Annotated in this window: 16 protein-coding genes and 1 tRNA gene; 11 read left to right on the top strand and 6 right to left on the bottom strand. The window is 41.6% G+C overall.

Annotation, left to right across the window (positions count from 1 at the left end; genetic code table 11):
• Nucleotides 1-99: 99 nt before the first annotated feature.
• Nucleotides 100-222, bottom strand: coding sequence for a hypothetical protein (locus METLIM_RS17490; RefSeq protein WP_281034211.1), 123 nt, complete (start codon nucleotides 220-222; stop codon nucleotides 100-102).
• Nucleotides 223-265: 43 nt separating this feature from the next.
• On the opposite strand from METLIM_RS17490, the gene METLIM_RS02100 reads away from it, so the two are divergent.
• Nucleotides 266-2,152: an AMP-binding protein gene (locus METLIM_RS02100; protein ID WP_004076205.1), complete on the top strand. Its 1,887-nt coding sequence runs from the start codon at nucleotides 266-268 to the stop codon at nucleotides 2,150-2,152.
• Nucleotides 2,153-2,303: 151 nt separating this feature from the next.
• Here METLIM_RS02100 and METLIM_RS15960 read toward each other — a convergent pair whose 3' ends face one another.
• Nucleotides 2,304-3,704 (bottom strand): response regulator, encoded by a 1,401-nt coding sequence (locus METLIM_RS15960; protein ID WP_004076204.1) that lies wholly within the window; start codon nucleotides 3,702-3,704, stop codon nucleotides 2,304-2,306.
• A 269-nt stretch (nucleotides 3,705-3,973) separates the two neighbouring features.
• Between METLIM_RS15960 and METLIM_RS02090 the strand changes: the two genes are divergently transcribed.
• From METLIM_RS02090 to METLIM_RS02080, 3 genes are all read left to right on the top strand, one after another.
• Complete coding sequence (locus METLIM_RS02090; RefSeq protein WP_004076203.1) at nucleotides 3,974-5,845, top strand: AMP-binding protein; 1,872 nt, start codon at nucleotides 3,974-3,976, stop codon at nucleotides 5,843-5,845.
• Nucleotides 5,846-6,025: 180 nt separating this feature from the next.
• Nucleotides 6,026-6,110: transfer RNA gene (locus tag METLIM_RS02085), tRNA-Leu, on the top strand.
• Between the two features lie 160 nt (nucleotides 6,111-6,270).
• Nucleotides 6,271-7,407 carry a tyrosine-type recombinase/integrase gene (locus METLIM_RS02080; RefSeq protein ID WP_245543572.1) on the top strand — a complete coding sequence of 379 codons (1,137 nt, stop codon included), beginning with the start codon at nucleotides 6,271-6,273 and terminating at the stop codon, nucleotides 7,405-7,407.
• 15 nt (nucleotides 7,408-7,422) lie between these two features.
• On the opposite strand, the gene METLIM_RS16405 is transcribed toward METLIM_RS02080, so the two are convergent.
• Both METLIM_RS16405 and METLIM_RS02075 read right to left on the bottom strand, forming a co-directional pair.
• Nucleotides 7,423-7,581, bottom strand: coding sequence for a hypothetical protein (locus tag METLIM_RS16405; protein WP_004076201.1), 159 nt, complete (start codon nucleotides 7,579-7,581; stop codon nucleotides 7,423-7,425).
• Nucleotides 7,582-7,632: 51 nt separating this feature from the next.
• Complete coding sequence (locus METLIM_RS02075) at nucleotides 7,633-7,929, bottom strand: ribbon-helix-helix domain-containing protein (protein ID WP_004076200.1); 297 nt, start codon at nucleotides 7,927-7,929, stop codon at nucleotides 7,633-7,635.
• Between the two features lie 276 nt (nucleotides 7,930-8,205).
• On the opposite strand from METLIM_RS02075, the gene METLIM_RS02065 reads away from it, so the two are divergent.
• The 7 genes from METLIM_RS02065 to METLIM_RS02030 all read left to right on the top strand — a co-directional run bounded on the left by METLIM_RS02065 (nucleotide 8,206) and on the right by METLIM_RS02030 (nucleotide 16,065).
• Nucleotides 8,206-8,391, top strand: a complete 186-nt coding sequence (locus tag METLIM_RS02065; protein WP_157202210.1) for a hypothetical protein — start codon at nucleotides 8,206-8,208, stop codon at nucleotides 8,389-8,391.
• The gene (locus METLIM_RS15345) at nucleotides 8,355-8,993 is read left to right on the top strand and encodes a DNA N-6-adenine-methyltransferase (RefSeq protein WP_004076197.1); all 639 of its coding nucleotides are present in this window, start codon (nucleotides 8,355-8,357) and stop codon (nucleotides 8,991-8,993) included. The genes METLIM_RS02065 and METLIM_RS15345 overlap by 37 nt, the downstream gene beginning before the upstream one ends.
• 168 nt (nucleotides 8,994-9,161) lie before the next feature.
• On the top strand, nucleotides 9,162-9,737 hold the full coding sequence (locus METLIM_RS16400) for a hypothetical protein (protein ID WP_157202209.1): 576 nt from the start codon (nucleotides 9,162-9,164) through the stop codon (nucleotides 9,735-9,737).
• Complete coding sequence (locus METLIM_RS02045; RefSeq protein WP_004076195.1) at nucleotides 9,722-11,134, top strand: hypothetical protein; 1,413 nt, start codon at nucleotides 9,722-9,724, stop codon at nucleotides 11,132-11,134. Before METLIM_RS16400 ends, METLIM_RS02045 begins: the two co-directional genes overlap by 16 nt.
• A gap of 347 nt (nucleotides 11,135-11,481) precedes the next feature.
• Nucleotides 11,482-12,267: a hypothetical protein gene (locus METLIM_RS02040; protein WP_004076194.1), complete on the top strand. Its 786-nt coding sequence runs from the start codon at nucleotides 11,482-11,484 to the stop codon at nucleotides 12,265-12,267.
• Nucleotides 12,268-12,287: 20 nt separating this feature from the next.
• The gene (locus METLIM_RS02035; protein WP_217177996.1) at nucleotides 12,288-15,425 is read left to right on the top strand and encodes a DEAD/DEAH box helicase; all 3,138 of its coding nucleotides are present in this window, start codon (nucleotides 12,288-12,290) and stop codon (nucleotides 15,423-15,425) included.
• A 427-nt stretch (nucleotides 15,426-15,852) separates the two neighbouring features.
• Entirely contained in the window at nucleotides 15,853-16,065 is a 213-nt protein-coding gene (locus METLIM_RS02030) for a hypothetical protein (RefSeq protein WP_004076192.1), read from the top strand.
• Nucleotides 16,066-16,320: 255 nt separating this feature from the next.
• Here METLIM_RS02030 and METLIM_RS02025 read toward each other — a convergent pair whose 3' ends face one another.
• Nucleotides 16,321-21,669, bottom strand: a complete 5,349-nt coding sequence (locus METLIM_RS02025; protein WP_004076191.1) for a DEAD/DEAH box helicase — start codon at nucleotides 21,667-21,669, stop codon at nucleotides 16,321-16,323.
• Between the two features lie 41 nt (nucleotides 21,670-21,710).
• Nucleotides 21,711-22,916, bottom strand: a complete 1,206-nt coding sequence (locus METLIM_RS02020) for a hypothetical protein (protein WP_004076190.1) — start codon at nucleotides 22,914-22,916, stop codon at nucleotides 21,711-21,713.
• Nucleotides 22,917-22,929 lie beyond the last annotated feature (13 nt).

Here is a 22,929-nt window from a genome sequence, read left to right as displayed (position 1 = left end):
ATGGTTTTTTGGCTCTTCGGTTATATGTGGTGTTCTTTTGTGATCTCCGGATGTTTTAAATGAGTGACAATGTATTTTTATGTCTGTCTTGTTGCTCTGTCAGTTTATGGCAATGTCGTTTGAGTTCCTGATTCTTATATCCGGGTGACCTGCGGCAGACTGATACTTAAGTGGACTGATATTTGTCAGCCGGGATTCTGCATTGATATGTCTGGTCGACATACATAAACAAACATTAAATTACATTGGTGCAGATGTTTATGACATGGATTACAATGATGAGAAATTCTATACGCCGCAGGAGGTTGCAGACCATTTAAAAGTGGAGGCGCGGACTGTTCATGCCTGGCTGAGGGACGGCACTATGAAGGGTATGAAGGTCGGACGCCTCTGGAGAATATCGGAAAGCGAGGTATCCAGGGCCAGGTCCGGTGAAAAACATCCGGAATCACAGAGCTACTCCCGGAAAAACAGAAAAACTTCCGGAATTCATAATATGATGGATTATGATGAGACAAAGGCAAATTATAAAATTGAGGTCCCTGAATATTTCAACTTTGGATATGATGTAATCGATCACTGGGCCGAGACTGACAGGAATAAGCTTGCAATGATCTGGGTGGACCAGGAAGGGCATGAGAAGAAGTATTCTTTCAGGGATCTGAAGAACCTCTCCAACCAGGCCGCAAATATCTTTCTTAAATATAATATCAATAAGGGTGACCGTGTTCTTATCATGCTCCCGAGGATTCCGGAATGGTGGATATTTGTCACTGCAATCATAAAACTTGGTGCTGTTGTATGCCCCTGTCCTGTCCTTCTTACACCAAAGGACCTGAAGTACAGGATAAATGCCGGAAAGTTCAGGATGGTCATAACTGATCTTGAGAACGCACCGAAGGTAAACGAGATCTGCGACAAGTGCCCTACACTCCGTTCAAGATTTCTGGCAGACGGTGAACTTGAGGGCTGGGCAAGCTTTCCGTTTGAACTTCTCTATCCTGCACCTGTTTCTCATAAATCTGTCAGTATGCCTGCTGATTACAGAACCCGTTCTGACGATCCAATGCTTATCTATTTCACATCCGGAACTACAGGTGAGGCAAAGATGGTTCTTCATGACAACAGCTATCCCCTTGGTCATAAGGTTACGGCGGAACTGTGGCATGATCTTACACCAAATGACGTTCATTTCACATCTTCGGACACCGGGTGGGCAAAATGTGCGTGGGGCAAGATATTCGGCCAGTGGATTGCCGGGGCATGCCTTCTTATCATCGATGTGAGGGGTAAGTTTGAGGCTACAAAACTTCTTCCTGTTATTGAGAAATATGAGGTTACGAGCTTTTGCTGCCCGCCTACTATATACAGGATGCTCATACTTGCGGACCTCTCAAAGTTCGATCTCTCTGAACTCCGGCACTGCACCAGTGCAGGTGAACCTTTAAATCCGGAAGTTATCAGGGTCTGGCAGGAGGGTACGGGCCTCACAATACACGAGGGATACGGTCAGACCGAGACATGCTGTGCCATTGCATCCTTTGCGTGTATGGAGAATAAGCCGGGTTCTATGGGTAAACCTTCTCCCGGGTGGAATATCGAACTTCATGATGACGATGGAAAACCGGTTGGTAATTATGAGGAAGGCAGGATTGCCATATCTCTGAATCCAAAGCCTGTCGGTCTTTTGGTGGAGTATCTTGACAATGATGAGGCAAATGCCGAGTCTTTTGTGAACGGATTTTATTATACCGGAGATAAGGCGTACAGGGATGATGACGGCTATCTCTGGTTTGTCGGCAGAAATGATGATGTCATTAAGAGTTCCGGCTACAGGATCGGACCTTTTGAGGTTGAGTCGGCTCTCCTTGAACATCCGGCAGTGAAGGAGTCGGCTGTTGTCGGTTCCCCTGACCGTATCAGGGGTATGGTTGTCAAAGCTTTTGTTGTGTTAAATGAAGGCTTTGAACCGGGAGATGAACTTGTCAGGGACATTCAGAAGTTTGTCAAGAGGATAACTGCACCGTACAAATATCCGCGGCTGATTGATTTTGTTGATGAGCTTCCAAAGACTCTCTCCGGTAAGATTAAGAGGAATGAGCTTAGAGAGGGTGAGCTTCAGAAGTTTAAAAAAGCCCGAAAAGAGCAGTAGTTCATATTTTGTGGATGTTATTGCCGGTTGTGAAGTATTTTCATGACCAAAATTCCGGCTTTTTTGGATAATGGGTGAATTGGATGTCAGATGGTTCATTGGAGGGGATTTGTCGGGAATTACGTTAATATGAAGTTCTGTCTGAGTAATTTCACCTATTTCTCTTTTCATCCCATTCCCGTGTTTTATTGCCCATATGTCTCATTGTATTCATTGCATCCTCGTATCTGACTGTCTGGAGCTGAATTGCCGATAATGCCTCTGATGCCTCTGAGGCATTGTCCATTATCTGTGTTATTTTAAGGCCGGATTCCCCCTTTGCGATATTGATTATATTTAATATCGGACTGTTTACCTTATCGAGGAGTGCTGTTATCTTTGAGATGCTCTCCTCTATCTCTGTAATATTTTTATCGATCTCTTCGGAATAATTTAGTATTGCGTCTTTTTTTGTTGCATCTCTGAGGTATACAATCAGGCTTGTGACTCTGCCTGATTTTATGACCGGATATATTATTATCTCCATCAGGAGGAATCCGGTCCTGGTCTTTATCCTTCGTCTCCCGGAGTAGGTATTGCCTGTCCTGATGGTTTCCACGTATTCGTCAGGGTTTATTATTGATTTTATTCCCGGTATTTCATATGCCGGCATTCCGGGCTGTATTTTTCCTGCGTTTAAATTATCTGCAAATTTGTCAAATTTCCGGTTGGTGTACAGCACTTTCAGGTTTCTGGTGAGTACAAATACGCTATCGTCTATTGTGTCCAGTATGTCGGGAATAATTTCTGTTTTTGACTCTTTCTCTTCCGGATATTTCCTTCTGTCTGATATCTCTATGAACTGGCGTATCTTATCGTTTGTCCGGTCATAATAAAATCCTGTGAGGAGGAGTGCCTTCTTTATCCCCCTTGAGGTTTTGATTCTGATCTCCTGGGGATATGTCAGATTTTTTTCCGGTCCTGAATTTTCATCACTGCTGTTTTTCTGTATAAATATCTCCTGTGCAGGTATTCCTTTCAGGTCTTCAGGTTTTTTTCCTATTATCAGTGCAGCTTTTTTGCTGACTTCTGAGATCCTGCCTTCGCTGTCCAGAAAGATTACAGGTGATGTGAAATATCTGATGATGTCTGTTATCTCTTCTGTTTTAATTATTTTTGGAGTTTCTACTGACTGTTTTATCTTGTTTTTGTAGATTGCCATCTCGATATTGCCAAAGAGTTCCCTTTCCCTGTATGGTTTTATTAAAAATCCTGCGGGGTTTATTGCGATTGCTCTGTTTACGATCTCTTCGTCTGAATTTCCGGTTAGAAATATTATGGGTGTGTCATAAAGCCCCATTATCTTTTCTGCGGCTTCGATTCCGTCCATATCTCCTTTCAGCCTTATGTCCATCAGGACGAGATCAGGTTCTGTCTTTCTGCAGAGATCTATTGCATCAATTCCGTTTGTTGCAATTCCGGGCACTTCATATCCCAGTTTTTTCAGAGTTGCCTTAATCTCCATTGCGATTATTATTTCATCTTCCACAACCAGTATTCTGTTTTTTCCCAAATTTTTACCTCCTGCGCATTTTACTGGTCTGTTTCATTTTTTTGTATATTGGATATTTCATATGATATTTGTGTTGTTCCGGTTTAAAGGACAGAGAATTATTTATTATTTTTATTATAGTTTGTCTGGTTAATATGATATTGCAATGTGATCATCTCTCTTTTTTTGTATATCTCTGGACTTAGATGTGCTTTATTGTCCCGAGTTTTTCTTCCGTGGTGTTTGTTTGTGAGATAATCTATATATCTTGCACCACCAAATATTCTGGTATGGTGCGATTTTCTGTGACTATGGATGATGATCTGGTGAAGAAGATTGACGATATCTCAGATCTCAGAAATGTCTCGCGTTCTGAATGGATTACTCAGGCGTGCGGCAGGGAGGCCGAAAGGTCAGTTATTCCCGGCGGCGGTCAGAGTCTTTATGATCTCCTTCATCTCCGTTCCCAGATTCCGGTTGATGAACCGAATATGACTGATTATGAGGAGTTGTGCAGTAATTTCTCTATTGATGTCCCGGAGTTCTTCAATTTTGGTTTTGATGTTATTGATGCCTGGGCAAAGATTGACCGGAACAAGAAGGCGATGATCTGGGTCAATCAGAGCGGGTATGAGAAGATTTTCACATTCAGGGATATTATGATCCGTTCCAATGAGGCGGCGAATATGCTTCTTAAGTACGGCATTAAGAAGGGTGACCGGGTTGCGATAATGCTTCCGCGTGTGCCTGAATGGTGGTTCTTCGCTGTTGCATGTATTAAACTGGGTGCGGTCTTTGTCCCGTGCCCGACTATGCTCACTACCAAGGACCTTGTCTACCGGATCAATGCCGCCGGAATCAGGATGATGATCACTGATATGGAGAATGCACCTAAGATTGAGGAGATCTGTCGTGAATGTCCGTCTCTGAACTCCAGGCTTGTTGTTGACGGCCGGAAGGAGGGCTGGGTGAGTTATCTTGTTGAGCTGGATTATCCTGCGCCTGTTTCCGGTAAACTTGTTGTGACGGGTCTTGAGAAGACGAGGTCGTCTGATCCTATGGTGATCTATTTCACATCCGGAACTACGGGTGAGGCGAAGATGGTGCTCCATGATCAGGCACTTCCACTCGGGCATATTACAACCGGTGCGTACTGGCTTGATCTGAAGAAGAATGATGTTCATCTGACTCTGTCAGATACCGGATGGGCGAAGTCTTCCTGGGGCAAGTTCTTCGGGCCGTGGATCCAGGGAGCATGCAGTGTTGTATATGATATAAGGGGTAAGTTTAACGCGACCGAAATTCTGCCTATTCTGGAGAAGTATGAGGTTTCAACGTTTTGCTGCCCGCCGACTATCTACCGTATGCTGATTATGGCTGATCTGGATAAGTTTGACCTGACACCTCTGCGTCACTGTGTAAGTGCAGGCGAACCTCTCAATCCTGAGGTTATCAGGGTCTGGAAGGAAGGTACAGGTCTTGATATTTACGAAGGGTATGGTCAGACTGAACTTACGCTCTGTATCGGTACTTTTCCGTGCATGAAGACGAAGCCCGGTTCGATGGGCAGGCCGTCTCCGGGATGGAATATTGTGCTTCATGATGAGGATGGTAAGACGGTTGCTCCGGGTGATGTCGGAAGGATTGCAGTCTGTATCAATCCGAGGCCTGTCGGGATGTTTATGGAGTACTTTGGCAATGATGAAGCGAACGAGGCCGCTTTTTCAGGTGATTATTATTATACCGGAGATAAGGCATGTATGGATTCTGACGGGTATTTCTGGTTTGTCGGCCGTGATGATGATGTAATTAAGAGTTCCGGTTACAGGATCGGGCCTTTTGAAGTTGAGTCTGCCATTATGGAGCATCCTTCCGTTAAGGAGGTTGCTGTTGTCGGTTCGCCTGATCCTATAAGAGGTCTGGTTGTGAAGGCTTTTGTTATACTGAAGGATGGTTATGATCCTTCTGAGGTACTGGTTAAGGAGATCCAGAAGCATGTCAAGACAACGACCGCACCTTATAAGTATCCGCGTATGATTGAGTTTGTAGAGGATCTTCCAAAGACTATTTCAGGAAAAATCAAGAGGAATGAGCTTCGCGATATGGAATATAAGAGGCATGTTCAGGAGAGCGGTTTTAGGAAACCTGCCGGAAAGGAATAATTTCTCATATTAATTTTTATTTTCTTGTTCACTGCGCCCTTTATATCTGCTGAAATTTTAACTTTATTTGTGACTTTTTTTATTTGGTTTATATCTTATTACCGGGCAGATCGGGGTTTTATCGTAAAATAAAAAACCAAGGTTTAATTAGCTTAAGCTACAACTTATGTAGGTAATTGTGCGAGAGTTGCCAAGCCTGGTCAAAGGCGATAGGTTCAGGGCCTATTCTCGTAGGAGTTCGCAGGTTCGAATCCTGCCTCTCGCATCCGTCCGTCAGGTTCAAATCCGGCAAACCCTTTTTATAATACTAATTTCAACAATATTTTATGCTTAAACAAGCACCCACTAAAGAAGACATTAGTTTTCATTTAATCAAACCTGAATACTCTGCAAAGTCTATTCAGAGAGGATTATTATCAGATCTATTGTCTGATGATGACGTCCGGCTGATAAGAGAATTCATAGCCGAAAAGAGATCCTGTGACAACATAAAAACAGGCCGGGAAAACAAACTGGTATTTACCCTAATCGGATGGAGAAGATTCATAGGGCCTTTCAGAGACAACTCAATTGCAGATCTCTATGACGGAATAGACTCCCTGAAAAAAGGAAAATCCACAAAAGGCAAACCCTACAAGCACAACACAATCCTTGACTTCATTGCCATTCTGAAACAGTTCTACTCCTGGATGATAGAAAACGAATATTCTGAAATTCCGGAGAGAAAACTGATAAAAATCAAAATCCCAAAAAAGGACACCATGACCAAAGAGGCCGGCGATCTCATGACAAAAACTGAGATATCAGCAATGATGAATGCCTGCCAGAGGAGCCGGGACCGTGCCCTTATAATGACTCTTTACGAAGGGGGATTTCGGATTGGTGAGATAGCAACCATGACCTGGAAAGATCTGGTCTTTGATCAGTATGGTGTCATAGTAAACTTAAATTTCAAAACCGGAAAGCCCCGTTATGTCCGGCTGATAATGGCAACAGAGTACCTCGCTGCATGGAAGAGGGATTATCCGTTCAATCCGGTCGGGGAGAACCTGGTATTTATCACCCGGCAGAGCAATGCCCTCAGCCATGGAATGATTACATCGCAGCTCAGGCGGATTGGAAATCGGGCCGGCATTGAAAAGCATATCACCGCCCATGTATTCCGGCACTCAAGAATAACCCACCTGATAACGGACGGAGTGAATGAAAGCGTTATCAAGCTTATGATGTGGGGAAGCCTTACAACAAAGATGTTTGATACATATGCCCACCTGACCGGAAGCGACATTGACAACGAACTCCTGAGAAATTATGGCCTTGCCAGGTCAGACTCAAAGGCTGCAAAAAAAGAGAGTCTTGAGCCGGTCCAGTGCAGGCACTGCAATACAATAAACAGTCCTATGTCGGCGTATTGCAGTACCTGCGGACTTGAATTAACTGAAAAAGCCAAAAACAAAATCGAGGCAATGGAGAAGGATGTAGATGAACATCCGGAGATACTCAAAGCTATGATTGACAAAGCGATTGAAGAAAAAATGAGCCGGATGCCAGCTCACGGATGATAAATCATCATTTTATTATTTTATTTGTTTTCTTTTTTTCAGAATAGGGTTATTGCTCCCGTTACCTCCCAATTTTGTTGAGAAAATATCGCTGATTATGGCTGATATCTCCTCTTTGACCGGAATTTCTCTAAGTAATTCTTTTAGCATATCTTTGTCATATTCATGATTCATAAAAACCTGAAATCTCAAATAAGTGGTTAAATCAGGTTTTTAGGAAGAAAATTATCTTCTGGCCATAGATGATTCAACGGCCCTTTTGTAGATCTCCTGATCTACAAGTTCTGAGATTAATTCTCTCCCGTCATCAGACCTGAAAAATTCGGATAATTCTGAAATCTGTACTTTCTTCATCTCTTCCCTAACCAGATAATCTCTAAGCAGACTGAGGATAATGTCTGAATAGTTTGAGAATTTACCTGCGGCAACTAATTTATCCATCTCTTCGCACAGTGCCAGGGGCATCCGCACGCCAACATTTTTTGTCTGAACTTTCTTCTCTTTCTCCGTTTTTTCTGTCATCTTTACCTTCTCCATTTGGCCTCTGTTAAACCATTGTACAACAAACATTAATAATTTAACTTAAAATCGTTATTTGTTCGACAAAGTTTATAAATGTGATTGTCATATGATAAATTATGGGCCATGATAAGAAAATTAAAGGTTCTGTAACAAAAGGCATTCGCTTTTCAGAAAATGAGATCAGCCGGATAAATTTCTGCGTGAAAACAGGTGATTACATATCTTTCTCCGATTTTGTCCGGTTTGCAACAAGAAGACAGATTGAACTGGAGAATAATGATGGACAGGGGAGATAGTTATCCAAGAATTATTACTGAGGATGATTTACGGGCCTTTCGCATTAAGTATCCTGCATATGATAAAGCGGGAGTTGCTGAAGGGATGTTTGAATTTGGAATATGGATTCTTGTTAAAGGAGATGAAAAATGCAGAGAGATAGAGGAAATAAGAGAAAAACGATAGACGGCAGCCAGGAAAATTGTCAAGCACCCACTACAGTATATGACTATCCGGCTGCCAGAGAAGTATTAGACTCTAATGATTTATTAAAACGTACCCTCGCAAATGAACCTCCGAATGAGAAGGGTATCCGCGGTGTCCCGAAGAATGAATGGACTACTCCGCCGGAGATTGTGGAGGCATCTTTAGAGGTTTTGGGGGTTATTGATATCGACCCTTGCGCTGAATCAAAGGACTGTCCAAACATTCCTGCCAGGGCGCATTATACCATCTGGGATAACGGGATGTCGGTTCACTGGGAGGGCAGGGTTTTCTTAAATCCGCCTTATGGCAATAGTCTTGCCCGGTGGATTGCTTATCTTCGGGATGAATACCGGCTTGGTTACGTAAGGGAGGCGATTGTTCTTGTTCCTGCCAGGACTGATTCCAGGTGGTTTCACTATATGGGCAGTAATTTCATCTGGTGTGGTGTTAAGGGCCGGCTGAGGTTTTCAGAGATTGACGGGCCTGCGCCTTTTCCATCCGCAATTTTTTATATCGGGAAGAATCGGAAGAGGTTTGTTGAGATCTTTTCAAGGTTTGGACCGGTTTATGACAGGATTTGACTGCCGGAAGTTCTGAATTAGTCAGATCTGTTTAGATGTCCGCTGAGGATGAGATCCGGGGGCTGCTTGAGCGTGAGCCCTGCCTTTCGTCTATGGAGATTGGAAGGGTTGTTGGCCATACTCAGAGGCATGTACGCCGGGTTTTGTCTCTCATGCCGGATGTTGTCTGTGAGAGGAGGGGGAGGTCGGTTGTTTACTCCCGGAGGTGTGGGTGTGATGGGGCAGGTGCGCCGGCCCAGGATGATCTTTCTGCTGCTGCTTCTTCGGCTTCAGCTTCTTCATCATCTACTACTACTTCTGCTTCTTCTTCGGCTTCAGCTTCTTCATCATCTGCTGCTTCTTCTTCTTCTTCTTCTTCTTCAGCTTCTTCTTCAGCTGCTACTACTGCTGCTTCTTCTTCGGCTTCAGCTTCTTCTTCATCTACTACTACTACTGCTGCTTCTTCTTCGGCTTCAGCTTCTTCTTCTTCGGCTTCTTCTTCAGCTGCTACTACTACTCATAATTCTGGCTGTGAAAAGGGGACATGCAGAGGGCCTGACAGAGGGGCTTTTTCCGGGAAAAAGGGGTGCGTTTCCGGTGGATATGATGTTAATAGAGGACATTATGATGACAATAGAGGACATTATGATGACGATAGAGGACATTATGATGACAATAGAGGACATTATGATGACAATAGGGGACATAATAGAGGACATTTTAGTACTGATAGGGGACATTTTTCTAATTTGGGTTCTGGTTTAGGGCAGGATTGTCCTTCTTTTTTAAATCGAGGTGGCAACAGCTATGGTAATGGCACTTTTCCGGCCTGTTCTGACTGCCCTTTTGTTTTCTGTTCTCTTGAGCGGGATGCTGTCGGGTTTGTCCTGGTGGATTTGGTTTTCAGGAATGCTCTTTTTGATCGTGCCGGTAGCGAGGGCTGGGATGTTAAGGTCCGGGGCCGGAATGTTTACATCCGGGTGGATCATCTGTCGTTTCACCTGGGCTATGATTCTGTTGTCTTTTATTCGGATGAGCCGTTTAATCTGGAGTGGATCTGTGAGTGGGTTAAGGCTGAGTTTGCAGGGGAGTTTGATGCCGGCTTTCTGGAGTCCCTTCTCTTAAGGATTCGCCATCCTCAGAGGCTTTCACGGGATGAGCTTACTGTTGTCATTGAAGATTCAGTTCTGGCTGATGCTATGGTCTCTGTGACTGAGCTGTACTTCCGGCCCGATGGTGTGCTGTACTTTGAGCCGCCAAACGGGACGACTCCGGCTTTCCGGATGTACCGGCGTGGGGAACTTTTGAGGGTGGAGTTTGATGCCCGGAATTCTTCGCAGTCTGTCTCTGCTTTTTTTATGAGGAATGAACTTCTGGCAATGCTTCCGGGTGTTAAGGATAGTCCTGGTCTTTTCTTTTCGTTTTTATCCAGGTATTATGATCCGGGTGCCAGGACGATTGTGATTGATAATTCCGGTGTGGCGGAGATCCTGCGGGACGTTATGAGGGATGTTGTAAGGGAGATGCTGGCCGGAAAGATGGGAGATCCTTTTGTTTGTCCGGATGGGAAAGAAGTTTTTGAGGCTATGGATAATTCCGGAAATGAAGACGGCGGGGAAGGAAAGGAGAGGAAGGAGAGGGAGGAGAAAAAGAAGGAGGTTAGGGCAGAGGAGGCAGGGGCTAAGGCAAATGGGACTGATGAGGCGGGAGATGCGAAAGAAGCGGGAGAAGCGGAGGATGAAGAGGATGCCGGAGAGGATGAAAAAAAGGCAAAGGGTGCCGGAGAAGATGAAAAAGCAGAGGCTGAGGCTGAGGCATTTGGAAAGGTTGATCTTGTCTGCCGGCGCCTTGACGATCTGAACTGTTTTTTGCCGGATAAGGTTGCCGGAATTCTTGGGGAGTGTTTTGGTGTGTCGGTTGATGCCGGTTATTTCTTCCTTGCTGCCTGGTCGGTGTGGTCGGGCCGGAGGTTTAAGGGCCGGGTAACTTCAGAGGAGGTTTTGGGGGTTTTGGAAGGGCAGGGTGTTTCTGTTGATGGCCGGAATTGCGGCGGGGAGCTGCTTTGGGCCGGAGTTTTGGAGGAGAGGGTTGGTTTTGATGTCTGCTTTTCTCCGGTTGGGATAAGGCTTGGGAAGAAGGTTGAGGGTTTTTGGAGGGGGTGAGAATAATTGGGTGTGCAATAATTAAATTTGTAATGACTGGGCACAAATATATGGTACATATAATTAATCAAATTTCAATATTGCGATTATATCGGTAAATTTATCTGATGTCACCCGAATGTTTGACAGATTAATAAAAATTAAATCATTACAGGTGTTGTGGTCATTAAAATTTTCAAAAAAATAGATCTTATTTTGAATTAATAATAAAATATACTGAGAACAAAGAAGACATGTTTGAGTTTTTTCTTTGGCAAATTAGATTATTTGAAAAAGGTCAATAGATGAAATCGGTAGAAATAGTGTGGATATTATACTGTGAGCATCTGAACAGGAGTTTGTAAGTGATGATTACAACTACTGTCCTTTATGATGATAATCAGCAGCAGGTAATATGGCACGGGATCAATCTGGAAAAAGGAGCATCTTTTGACTCGTTCATGGCAAATGAAGTTGCTTCCCGCCTTCATGACAAAGAGGGGGCAGAAGAGTTTGAGTCCCACCTCCGTGGCCTTGCATCAACGGAATTTGAAAGAGATAGCCTAAGAAAGATATTGGAAGCAGAAATACCTGAAGAGAGAGAATGGGCAATTGGAGAGGCCTTAGCTGAAGCGTATTTAAGCCAGCATCACAATGTCATCTGGCCCTGGAACATGAAGAGAGATAAGAGATCACCTAAAGCAAGTCTTCCGGGAGCAGATCTAATTGGTTTTCAGATTAATAATGGTAAAGTCCGTTTTGTTCTGGGTGAAGTAAAAACATCATCCGATAAAAAGACTCCACCCGGAGTTATGAACGGCAGATCGGGGATGAAACACCAAATTGATAAATTAGCATCCGATCCTGGATTGCTAAATGGATTGTTAAGATGGCTGTTATTCAGGTGCAGGAATACAGTTAACGAGTCCTCCTTTAATGAAGCCATAGGATGTCTTCTTAATTCAGGAAATAAGGCATTGTCACTTTATGGTGTATTAATCCGTGATACGACGCCCAATCAACTTGACCTAAGATCCAGAGGAAAGGCGTTATCTAAAATACTTCAGGATCCAACTACATGCCATTTAATTGCAATATATTTACCATGTACCGTCAAAGAATTGCCAGATTATATTAACGGGTGTGAATCATGAGTCACTGGTTGCTGAATACTTTGGGCGATAAAAGAGCAGAAGCTCTTACACAGGCTAATTATATTCAGATTCAACGGGATTTTCGTGATGTTCCATTTAATGGAGATGAAGAACTCATCCGGCATACTGCTGAAGTGCTGGAAATGGTAGTCCTTGATCTAACACTGAATGGCAATAGTTCTGAAAATAAAGATGAACTTCAGAGCTGCGCAGCTGATGCATTCCGTCTCATGCGTGTTCTCTCCCGTCCAAAAGAACCTGTTGAAGCTGCAAAATTATTGTTGCGTGCCAGCTCTCTTGCAGTTTTGGGAGAGATGGGAGCAGACGCTGCAAGACTGTTGCGTGAGGATGAATGGCCGGATTTACCCCTAAAATCAGATGACTGGGGTGAGCGTACCTGGGCTACAATTCTTGACGTATGGCTGCGCCTGATCCGTAAAAATGGCTGGACTGATCGTGATCTTGTCTTAGAAAGGATTTCAGCTTTACGCGAATCACAGGTTCAGTTTGAAAAGGATTACTTATATGGTCAGGACCCTGTATATGCAAAATCATCTGCTTTGGAATTAATAGGGCTTTATCATCTTGCAAAAGCAGCAGAAGTATTTGCCCATTATATTACCGATGGCGTTGTCGATGGGAAGTACCAGGTTGATAACCTATTAAATATGCATTTTGACCGTGTTTTTGCCGTATGCAAAGACACACAGTTGTTAGAACTGGAACCTTTGGCCCGGCTTCTTGCTTCATGCTCAACCAAAATGGCAGAGAACTGTATCTGGACAGTGACAAGGGCAGTTAACTCCCGCGTGACACAGTTTGTAAAAACTTTGGTCGAACGAGGTCGTGGAGATAAGGCTATCTTTGATATGCTCCCTCCTCAGCGCCGTGCCCTTGCAGAAAAGGGTTTACTTGGTTCAAGTCGGCGGGCAGTGGTGGTTAGTCTTCCAACTTCAAGCGGCAAGACTTTAATTGCAGAATTCCGCATACTCCAGGCACTTAATCAGTATGATCATGAATGTGGCTGGGTGGCCTATCTTGTTCCAACACGGACATTGGTAAATCAGATTGCAAGACAACTGCGGCGTGATTTTGAGCCGCTTGGTATTTTTGTAGAACAGGTTAGTCCTGCATTGGAAGTTGACTGTGTTGAGGCTGAATTACTTCAGCAGAGTGATCAGAATAAAGCATTTCGTGTACTTGTTACTACGCCTGAAAAACTTGACTTAATGCTCCGGCAAGGGTGGGAGGAAAAAATAAGTCGTCCTCTAACACTTGTTGTTGTTGATGAAGCCCATAACATTCAGAGTGTTCGCCGGGGATTAAGGTTAGAGTTACTTCTTGCAACCATTAATAGTGAATGTCAGAATGCACAGTTTCTCTTGTTAACACCATTTATTAAAAATGCCGGAGAGGTTGCACGGTGGCTTGGAGGACAAAACTCTGATGATATCAGCCTTGCACTGGACTGGCAACCAAATGATCGTGTCATTGGAATTGTTCAGGCTGTCGAAGGGAAGGCTCTGAATAAAAGGAGTTTTGATTATCACCTTGGCATGGAAACGATCCATACTACGAGACAGACGCTTTCTGTCGATGATCTACTAATTTTACCAAAAAATGAGGAAATAGCTAAAACATATAGTAAAGTCTCAAATCAAAGCTCATTGGCTGCTGTGACCGCACAGGAACTGCAAAAAAGAGGACCTGTAATAGTGATGCATACGCGGCCCGATCATGTATGGTCGCTGGCAGAAAAACTTAAAATAAGTGAGAATAAATGTTCATCACCATCAGAGAAGATTAAACTCGTTCAGAATTTTCTTGAATTTGAGTATAGCGCTGATTATCCCTTAATTGATTTATTATCATATGGTGTAGGTGTACATCACGCTGGTTTATCTGATGATGTCCGGGCTTTAATGGAATGGCTGTTTGAAGAAAATGAATTAAAATTTCTCGTTGCGACCACAACAATTGCACAGGGTGTAAACTTTCCGGTTACTGGTGTAATCATGGCATCTCACCAGTATCCATATGGTGAAGATATGCCCCCTGAGGACTTCTGGAATATAGCAGGCAGGGCCGGGAGAATTAGTCAGGGAAGTCTGGGTGTTGTTGCTTTAGTTGCGGATGACGCTGATAAGGCCGAAAGTCTCCGGTTATTCATAAATAGACAGGAATCAGAACTCAATTCAGCACTTATAGCTTTAGCGACGGAAGCTCATGAAGAATTAAAGGACCTCAAAAAAATAGTATATAAATATCCTGAATGGTCTTCTTTTGTTCAGTACCTTGCTCATTCCTATAATCAAACAGGAAAGCCTGAAAGATTTGCAGATGAAGTTGAACAGGTATTGCGTGGAACTTTTGGATTTGATAAACTGAGAAAGCAGAATCCTGAACTTGCATCTCAGTTACTAAATGGAATCTATAACTATGCAGATTATCTTCAAAAACCAGGTCAGCCTTTGAAATTAGTTGATAGCACCGGTTTCTCACTGCAAAGTATAAATTCGGTTTTACAATCAGCCAGCAAAGAAGAAATCCTAAATTCTATGTGGGATTCTGAATCATTATTTAATCCTGATAATAAGGACCTGCAGGGAATGATGGGCATTTTACTCAAAGTTCCTGAACTACGGAAAAATTTAGAGGAAGCAACCGGTGGTGATATTCCTGATGGAGATAAACTTTCTCTGATTATTAAAGACTGGGTGAATGGTAATTCTATTCAGGACATCGCCTCTTGTTATTTCATGGATGGGAAACGGGATGTTAATACCGCAATGACAAAATGCGGTCAGAATCTGTTTGGTAAATTAAATCAGACTGCTGCATGGGGATTAGGTGCATTACTTTCAATTACCGGGGGCGGTATGGAGGATGAAGAGTTTCAGACACTGAGAAATCTCCCATCGTACATTTACTATGGTGTAAATAATAACGATGCTGTTACCTTACGTCTGCTTGGCATCCCCAGAGCGGCTGCTTCTCCTCTTGCAGAACATATGGAACAGGACCTTAAACAACCCCTTCAAAGTGTCAGAAGTAAATTACGAGTTATGGATAAATCAAATTGGAATAGTGCATTGGGACCTCAAAAGGGAGATGTTTACCGGAAAGTCTGGCGTGTTCTTGAAGGATTAGATTCGTAATAACAATATTACGATTGCAGATCACAAACGATTCATTAGAATAAAATAACTTTTAGCAGGATTTCAGCAAAAGCCCTGAAATCAACATGTTGGACTATTTGTGTGCGAAAATTCATTTTTTTAGCACCCCGTTCTTTTAAATTCGGTTTTAGCCACTATTTTTTTCAATTGACTTTTGATTTTTCAGGACCTTTGAAGATATCCGGAAAATCTCCACTTATTCATCTTCATATACCAAAAATAAACGGCGCCTTGATCTCCTGGACTCTTTTGTGCCGGATAATGTTGCAGCACAAAGTTGCCGGAGTTCTTGGGGAGTGTTTTGGTATCTCTGCTGATGCCGGATAATGCCGGTTATTTCTTCCCTGCTTCTGGTTAGGTGTGAGCGGGCCGGAGGTTTAAGGGCCGGGTAACTTCAGAGGAGGTTTTGGGGGTTTTGGAAGGGCAGGGGGTTTTTGTTGACTGCGGGAGAGATGGATATGCTGGTGCATCTGGTGCTTCCGGTTCTGCTAGTTGTGCCGGATTAGTCCGGGAGCTGCTTTGGGCCGGAGTTTTTGAGGAGAGAGTTGGTTTTGATGTATGTTTTTCTCCGGTTGGGATTAGAATTGGGAAAAAGGTTGAGGGGGTTTGGAGAGGGTGAAGTATTGAGGCATAGGCTTCTGCCGCAGCAGGAGGTGCAGTGGTGATAGTAGATCAGCCGAAGGGACTCCTGGGAACCCGGAGTCACTTGGGCGTTACTAATCCAGCTTAGCGAGGAAAACGGCGAACCGTTCACGGCTGAGTGAAACGAGGCCGGGAATCGTGAGCGTTTAAACTTAAGTTTTTATGACTGTAATAAAAAATTAAAATTTTCTTTTTTCCGAAGTTTTCATAGCAGATAAATTTTGTCTTCAAGTCATTTATTATTTAAAGGCATTGATATTTCCAGCAATTTATATTTTAATATAGCAGGGTCATCTAAAGCAGATGCCGATACTTCAACAACAGAATATTTTTTAGAACGCAAAACAGTTCTTATAAATTCATCTCTTCTATAATTTTCTGAATTACCATGAATTTCTCTTGATAATCCATCAAGATATATTGCAATTTTGACATCTCCTTCTAAATCTTCATAATAGAAATCAGGGATGGTTTTTAAATTCAGTTCGGGTATATCAATCTCTTTTTGACTTACAAATGTTGGGAAATTATATTCTTCTAAGATTTGTGAAAATCTCATCTCCGCAGTATTTGTATTGTCACCTTCATTTGGAGTAGCTTCATCTTCAATAGCTGGAGGTATAGTTCCGAATTTTGAAATTGGTCCATTTATATCCTCCAGCAATTCAATTGCTCTGTACCTGTCCAGATACTTATGATGGTGCATATTTCCATAGGACTTTAAGCATTCATAGCAACTACTTTCGCAATTGTTTGGGCAGTTTCTAAGAGCATTAACTCCGTGTTTGATTATTTTATTCCACTGTTCCAGTACTTGGTCAAGAATTCCGGAGCCTCCGGGCATAGGGTCGTATAAAAATACTTCTGCCTGATCTTCGTTCTGCATTATTATAATATAATCAAGGTCGTTAGTGTCCATCTCTAATGAAATATTTGCACCAGCTTTAAGGCCCTCCGCCAGATTTACTGCATCTGAAAATGATTCAAGGTCCTTGAAAAGCAATCCATCAACCTTTGTATCCGCAGTAATACAGAAATATTCAGGTTCATGCCCACAACTTTTTTTATGCATTTCAATGAAATTTTTAATCTCTGCTTCGGAGGCATAAGGTGATCTTGAAGCTCCACAGACAAGACAAATTGGATATCCTAATTGACCTTCTGCAACCTTATCAGCCGGACCAATATTTATTAACCTTAGATGTTGGCTATGATGATGTGAAAAATCCTGCTCCTTTACATTATAGTTATCAATACCATTGTGATTTTTCTGAATAATTCCGCCCATTGAGACGGGCATCTTGAACCGGTTTTGTTCTTCGTCAGATACAAGTGAGATAAAACCAAGTTCTGTGTCACAAATTGCAATACCTGGAATTCCAATTTCTTCATCGGCTGCGTACCCATCAGAAATTTCTCCTTCTAACAGAACTCTGAAAGTATTAGTGTCTACAATATATTTATCTGGCTCAATTCTTTTATCACTAAATGGTAAATGATACCAGACTGTTCTATATTTACCACCGTTTGCATAAATCATATTTCCGGGAACGAATTCACGGATAGCAAGAGATTCAGGTCTGGACAATTCAAACTGACTTCTGTTCCAGCTATATGTATAAGTATCAGATGCAAAAGCATTTACAGAACCCTGATGAATGGCGTATCCGGGAAGAAAACCACCGTTAGCAAGTACATTTAATGTATAATTCTCCAGTTTTTTTTCTTCAAGAGATCTTATATAGTCTCTACAACGGGACAGTAACTTCTGTTCCATTTCATCAAGTTGTGATACATCTCTTTCTTTTTCCGTGAGTTTATCCCTGGTTTGCTTAGCCCACAAGAGTCTTTTGTGTATTATTGAGACATTTTCTTTCAGACTCTGAACGAATAGATTAAGGTATTCTTCGAGTGACTCGTCTGAGACATCATCTTTAAACTCATCAGGCCAGTAATCTAAGAATACCTTTTTCATACGGTTTAGAATTTTTTCATGGAATTTATCAGTCAGTTCTTCAAGATGCTTTAAATCCGGAGGAATTTTTCGTATAAGATTACCATTTTCAAACAGGTATCCCTTGATATAAGGTGGAAGACATTCATTAAGTATTATTTTTATTTTTGCAGCTGTTTCTGAATCAGAATGCTCTCCTGCAAGAATCATCTCAGATATTATTGCAGAATGAATGTGTTTTTCAATCATTACTGGATTTTTTAGGTTTATTTGCGGTGGATATATCGTACCTCCAAGTAACCTCATCGGATCCTCAAAAAAGTAGTCATCATGAGGCTTTTTGAGACAATATGTAAAGATTACTGCCATTCTGTGACGGCGGCCTGCCCTCCCGGCCCTCTGCCAGTAATTTGAAGGTAAAGGTGGTACATTCCTCATTAAAACCATATCTAAGTCGCCGACATCAATTCCGAGTTCAAGAGTAGGAGTTGCAACGAGACAGTTTACTGAACCCTTTGGATCTTTAAATGAAGTTTCATAAGTGTGTCTTTCATCAGCGGGCACCTGCGCAGTGTGCTCTCTTGGAATTACCATCATGAAGTCCTGATTTAGGAGACTTACGTTATAATCCTCTTCTGGTGGATTCTCACGAACGAGATTTCCTTTGCAGTATATTTTCATACATTTATTGCCAGGCGTATTTCGTGTATGAATCCTGTTACAATTTGTGCACCTGTACCTTTCGTTCTGAGAGGAAAGACCTATAGTTGCAGAATCAATTTGATAGACTCCTGTACTTCCCGGAAGTTGATTCCCTCTTCCATCCTTCAGACTAACCGGAACGAGAATTTTAAGATCTTCAGTCAGGAGTTTCCAGATGTCCTCTATGACTTGATTTGATAATTCATCATCTACTCCAATTCTCTTTACAAAATCCATGAGTGTTGTTCGTCCTCTTGACGAGGTAAGGCCCATCACAGATCCTTTTCTGTCATCAGTTTCACGTTCTAATTTAACTCCTTTTGGGGGTAAATCTATATATGGCAGGAATTTTCTCTGAACATCTGCCATTCCCTGACTCCAGTAATGGCTAAATATTGGCTCTTGTGGGTCCCATAATATTTTTGAGCGTCTGAGATAATCACAAACACTTCCAATTAAATTAATTGTCTCTTCTTCCTTTAGATTATATGCTTCAGCAAAATCTTTGACCGATTCTGGATAATTTTCAAGGCCAAAGTAGGATATTTTAAGTTTACCCCATGTCTCAAGGTTATCTCTTTGTGAAAAACTTGTGGCAATTTCTCTTAGAATTGTTATTCTAAGGTATTTTTTCATATCGTCTTTTATACGAGAGCTATATCCTTCTTCAACATTTCTGGCATAAACCTCAGTTGCCAATGCCTTCCCAAGTTCCTTATTTTCTTCAAATATTTTTGTTAGCTGTTCTACAAGATCTCCTATGGATAGCGGTTTAAGACTATTACTAATCAATTCAAATATGAGATGTCTCAGGCGATACCTTCTTGCATGGTCCGTCATCCAGGCAGCCTGAAATGCGGCATCCTGCCGATTATCAGCAAATAAAATCAGTTTTCTGTTGTCAGCACTTTCAGCATTTATCATACTTTGAGTAAGAATGTGAATGTCTGCAACCTGGACTGCTGATAGTGGCCTTAATGAGGACCTGTTTTTACCCGGAGCACCATAACGACAAACCGGACATTTTTTTATAAAACCATGTTTTTTTATAACAAATATAGAAACTACAGGGTGCTGTATATGGCAATTGAGGCATTCTTTCGATTCTTTTTTATGAATCGCTCCACAAAAACGGCAGATGTAAGCCAATTCTCTTTTATTCTTAAGACTGTTTCCTACATCTTCGCTTTCTGATTCTGATTCACTAACAAAACGGTTTGTAAATGTAACTTTTGCGCCTTCTGTTTCTGTTGCAGGTGGCCAGAATATATTATCTCCTTCCTGTATTCCTCCAAGAAGACCATCATCATCTTCAGAAATATCTTCAATGTTAATTTCAAAGAAGTGTTGACCGCATTTCTGGCAGGAAACTACAGGGAATATTCCGGTTGGGAGAAGATTGGGATCAGGGTTAGCCTCTTCTGCCTTTTGGTGTGAGAAATAAATGTTTGCCGGAGTTTCACCATCTTTTGATTCTCTTAATGTTCCAACAACTCCGGCAAGACCTCTGATGAAGAAGTGTATCTGAGGACGAATCAGAGGATGATTATCTTTCTCCGCTGTAGCACCAAGAGTAAGGTATATCAAAACCTCAGCTGATTCCTCTTCACTTTTAGGCAGAGGTCGCTTTAACATCTCCCAGATATCATGTGTTGCATTCCATAGATGCTTTGACGAAGTAAGTGAAGTTTCAATTGCATGGAGCATATCACTTTTAAGAAGAATATCGTATAATTCCTCTTTCCAGTTAGATTCATCTGAAATTTCTTCAAGTCCCAGTTTTCTTAATATTCCTGAAACTTTTTTTGGTGCGGAAATATCATTTATTGCTTCAAGGGTCTGCCTGAATAATTCAGGTGCACCATTTCCTATGGATCTTGTTTTCATTAGTTTTTCTGGATAATCTGATTCAATGTATTTTTCCTGTATAAACTCTATATTATCAGGATTTACTCCAAAGAAACGATTGAAGAATTTTGCACCCGGTTTTGTTCCGGCATCAGGATCAATAATAGTTGCACTTGTACCAATGCACAATACATCATCTGCACTTTTGTTTGCAAATGCACGAAGGCGTCTTATGAGCAGAGCAACTTCTGCCCCTCTTGAACCTGTGTATGTGTGGGTTTCATCAAAAACAATATACTTGAGTAGGGAGTCTTCAATTATTGCCAAATCCTGTGGACGGGTTAAAATATATTCAAGCTGGTTTATGTTTGTAAGGAGAATTCTTGGTGGTTCTTCCCTTATTTCTTCTACGGATGCTTTTTCTTCAAAGGGAATTATTGTGATATTGGGATTATTTTTGTTTTTAATACGATATTTCTCAAAATCAGCTCGCCCTTCTCCGTTTTGCATTCTTTCTGTATTTACAATATCTGAACGGCGGCGTTTTGTAGAACCTATATACATTCCGAATGTGATTCCGGTCCCTGCCAGAAGTCCTCTTAATCTCTCCAGCTGATCTATTGCAAGGGCATTCATTGGATATACAATTACAGCAGTTATGCCGGGTGGTGCGTTTTCATCTTTCAGCCGGAAACAGTGGTCAAGTATGGGGTATAGAAAAGACTCAGTTTTTCCAGAACCTGTTCCGGTTGAAACCAGACAGTGTTTTCCGCTGGTTATGGCATCATATGTCTCCTGCTGATGGGAAAACATCCTTGGATGTTCTGCAATATGTGCTACGCCCGGATGAAGTTTTTTCTGTGAAACAAGTTCACTTAATAGCTCACCTTCTGCAAAAGGACGGGATATTGAGACGTAAGGACCTTTTAATAATTCAGAACCTTCTGAATTATTTCCGGATAGCATCTCCTTTACCTGTTGATAAAGTTCAGGGTCAGAGAGAGGAAATGCAGTTGTCTGGTATCTAAAATGCTGTTTTTTAATTTCGGATGCAAAAAGAACCGGATTTATAGTCATTAATTTAACTATGAGTAATTATAACTTATATATTTTACAATTTAAATTTTTGATTTCCATTCACAAAGCTGATTTTCATGTTCCCTGATGTACGACTGAAACTGTGAGATTTTTCTTTCATGCTCAGGAATCCATTCATTCTCGATCATTCGTATATGATTTTCATTATATGCACTTCTGATTTTATCATAACAGGCATCAATTTGTCTTCGGTGATGGGCAATTCTGCTTTCAAGGTCATTTATTTGATCTGTATGATGTTTGATTTTGTTATCTACAAGCCGGGAAAAATCTTCACGTTTTTTCTCTGATTTTGCTGCTGCAATATCCCATGCCCTTTGAAGCACAGACTGAATATCTTTATATTGAGAATCATTTACCGGTTTGGACTTTTGCAGGTTATGGACACTTTTTACAAGATTTCTCGCTTCACGCAGGTCATCACACTCTGCTGCTCTTACTGCATTTCCGGCAATTGAGATTAAATGATTATAATTACTTTTCCAGATGTCTTCACGTTTATACCTGATTTCATCACTTACAGATGTCCACTTTTTCCAACAGATTTCCCTGTCCTGTTTAGTTAGTTTAATTTCTGAACGAAATAACTGCTCAGATATGGAATCTCCCACATAATTATCTTTCATTACTTCCAGTGCCTTGTTCAGATAATTTCTGGCATTTTGCAGCTCTCGCATATCTCTGGAACCCTGAGTCTGGAAATGTGCATCTTTTATTAAATCAAGAACATTTGATTTTTTTTGTTCGGATGCACGAATCCTTTTATTATATTTATCTGCCTGATCTTTTTTTACCCGTTCACAAAGGGATTGATATTTTTCCCAGAGGCGTGTTCTTTCTTCTTTTGGAAGAGGACTTTCTCTTTTAAAAATAGTTGGGATTTCTTTTGATTTTTTCCAAAAATCTCCGTATGGTTCTATAAAAGAATAAAATCCAAGTGTTGATAGTTCAGATTCTATAGTTGTGATTGCTTTTTTAGTCTTCTCTTCCTGAATATTTTTGGCTTTTTCACAAATGGAACAGTGGAGTTTCCACAAATACTCACGATCTTCTGATTCCAGGCGAGTATTTTTGAATAGAACATTTATATCCTTTACACCCTCCCAGAAATGTTTATAGTCCCTTCCGGCTATTGAATTTAGTTCCTGTTCAAGGGTTATTATTTTAATATTTATTGATTCTGCATTATCTTTTAATTCGGAATTTCTCTCTTCATCGTAGCTCATGATAAATCCAGTA

The sequence above is a fragment of the Methanoplanus limicola DSM 2279 genome (assembly GCF_000243255.1).
GTDB classification, from domain to species: domain Archaea; phylum Halobacteriota; class Methanomicrobia; order Methanomicrobiales; family Methanomicrobiaceae; genus Methanoplanus; species Methanoplanus limicola.
Note: the sequence above shows the minus strand (reverse complement) of the source record. Positions and strands in the feature narration are given on the sequence as shown.

Excerpts from the sequence above, each read along its gene's own strand:
- METLIM_RS15345 (WP_004076197.1), top strand. The coding sequence starts at position 8,355 with ATGCAGAGAGATAGAGGAAATAAGAGAAAAACGATAGACGGCAGCCAG.
- METLIM_RS02020 (WP_004076190.1), bottom strand. The coding sequence starts at position 22,916 with ATGAGCTACGATGAAGAGAGAAATTCCGAATTAAAAGATAATGCAGAA.
- METLIM_RS02065 (WP_157202210.1), top strand. The coding sequence starts at position 8,206 with ATGATGGACAGGGGAGATAGTTATCCAAGAATTATTACTGAGGATGAT.
- METLIM_RS17490 (WP_281034211.1), bottom strand. The coding sequence starts at position 222 with ATGTCGACCAGACATATCAATGCAGAATCCCGGCTGACAAATATCAGT.
- METLIM_RS02040 (WP_004076194.1), top strand. The coding sequence starts at position 11,482 with ATGATTACAACTACTGTCCTTTATGATGATAATCAGCAGCAGGTAATA.
- METLIM_RS02075 (WP_004076200.1), bottom strand. The coding sequence starts at position 7,929 with ATGACAGAAAAAACGGAGAAAGAGAAGAAAGTTCAGACAAAAAATGTT.
- METLIM_RS02025 (WP_004076191.1), bottom strand. The coding sequence starts at position 21,669 with ATGACTATAAATCCGGTTCTTTTTGCATCCGAAATTAAAAAACAGCAT.
- METLIM_RS02100 (WP_004076205.1), top strand. The coding sequence starts at position 266 with ATGGATTACAATGATGAGAAATTCTATACGCCGCAGGAGGTTGCAGAC.
- METLIM_RS16405 (WP_004076201.1), bottom strand. The coding sequence starts at position 7,581 with ATGAATCATGAATATGACAAAGATATGCTAAAAGAATTACTTAGAGAA.
- METLIM_RS02090 (WP_004076203.1), top strand. The coding sequence starts at position 3,974 with ATGGTGCGATTTTCTGTGACTATGGATGATGATCTGGTGAAGAAGATT.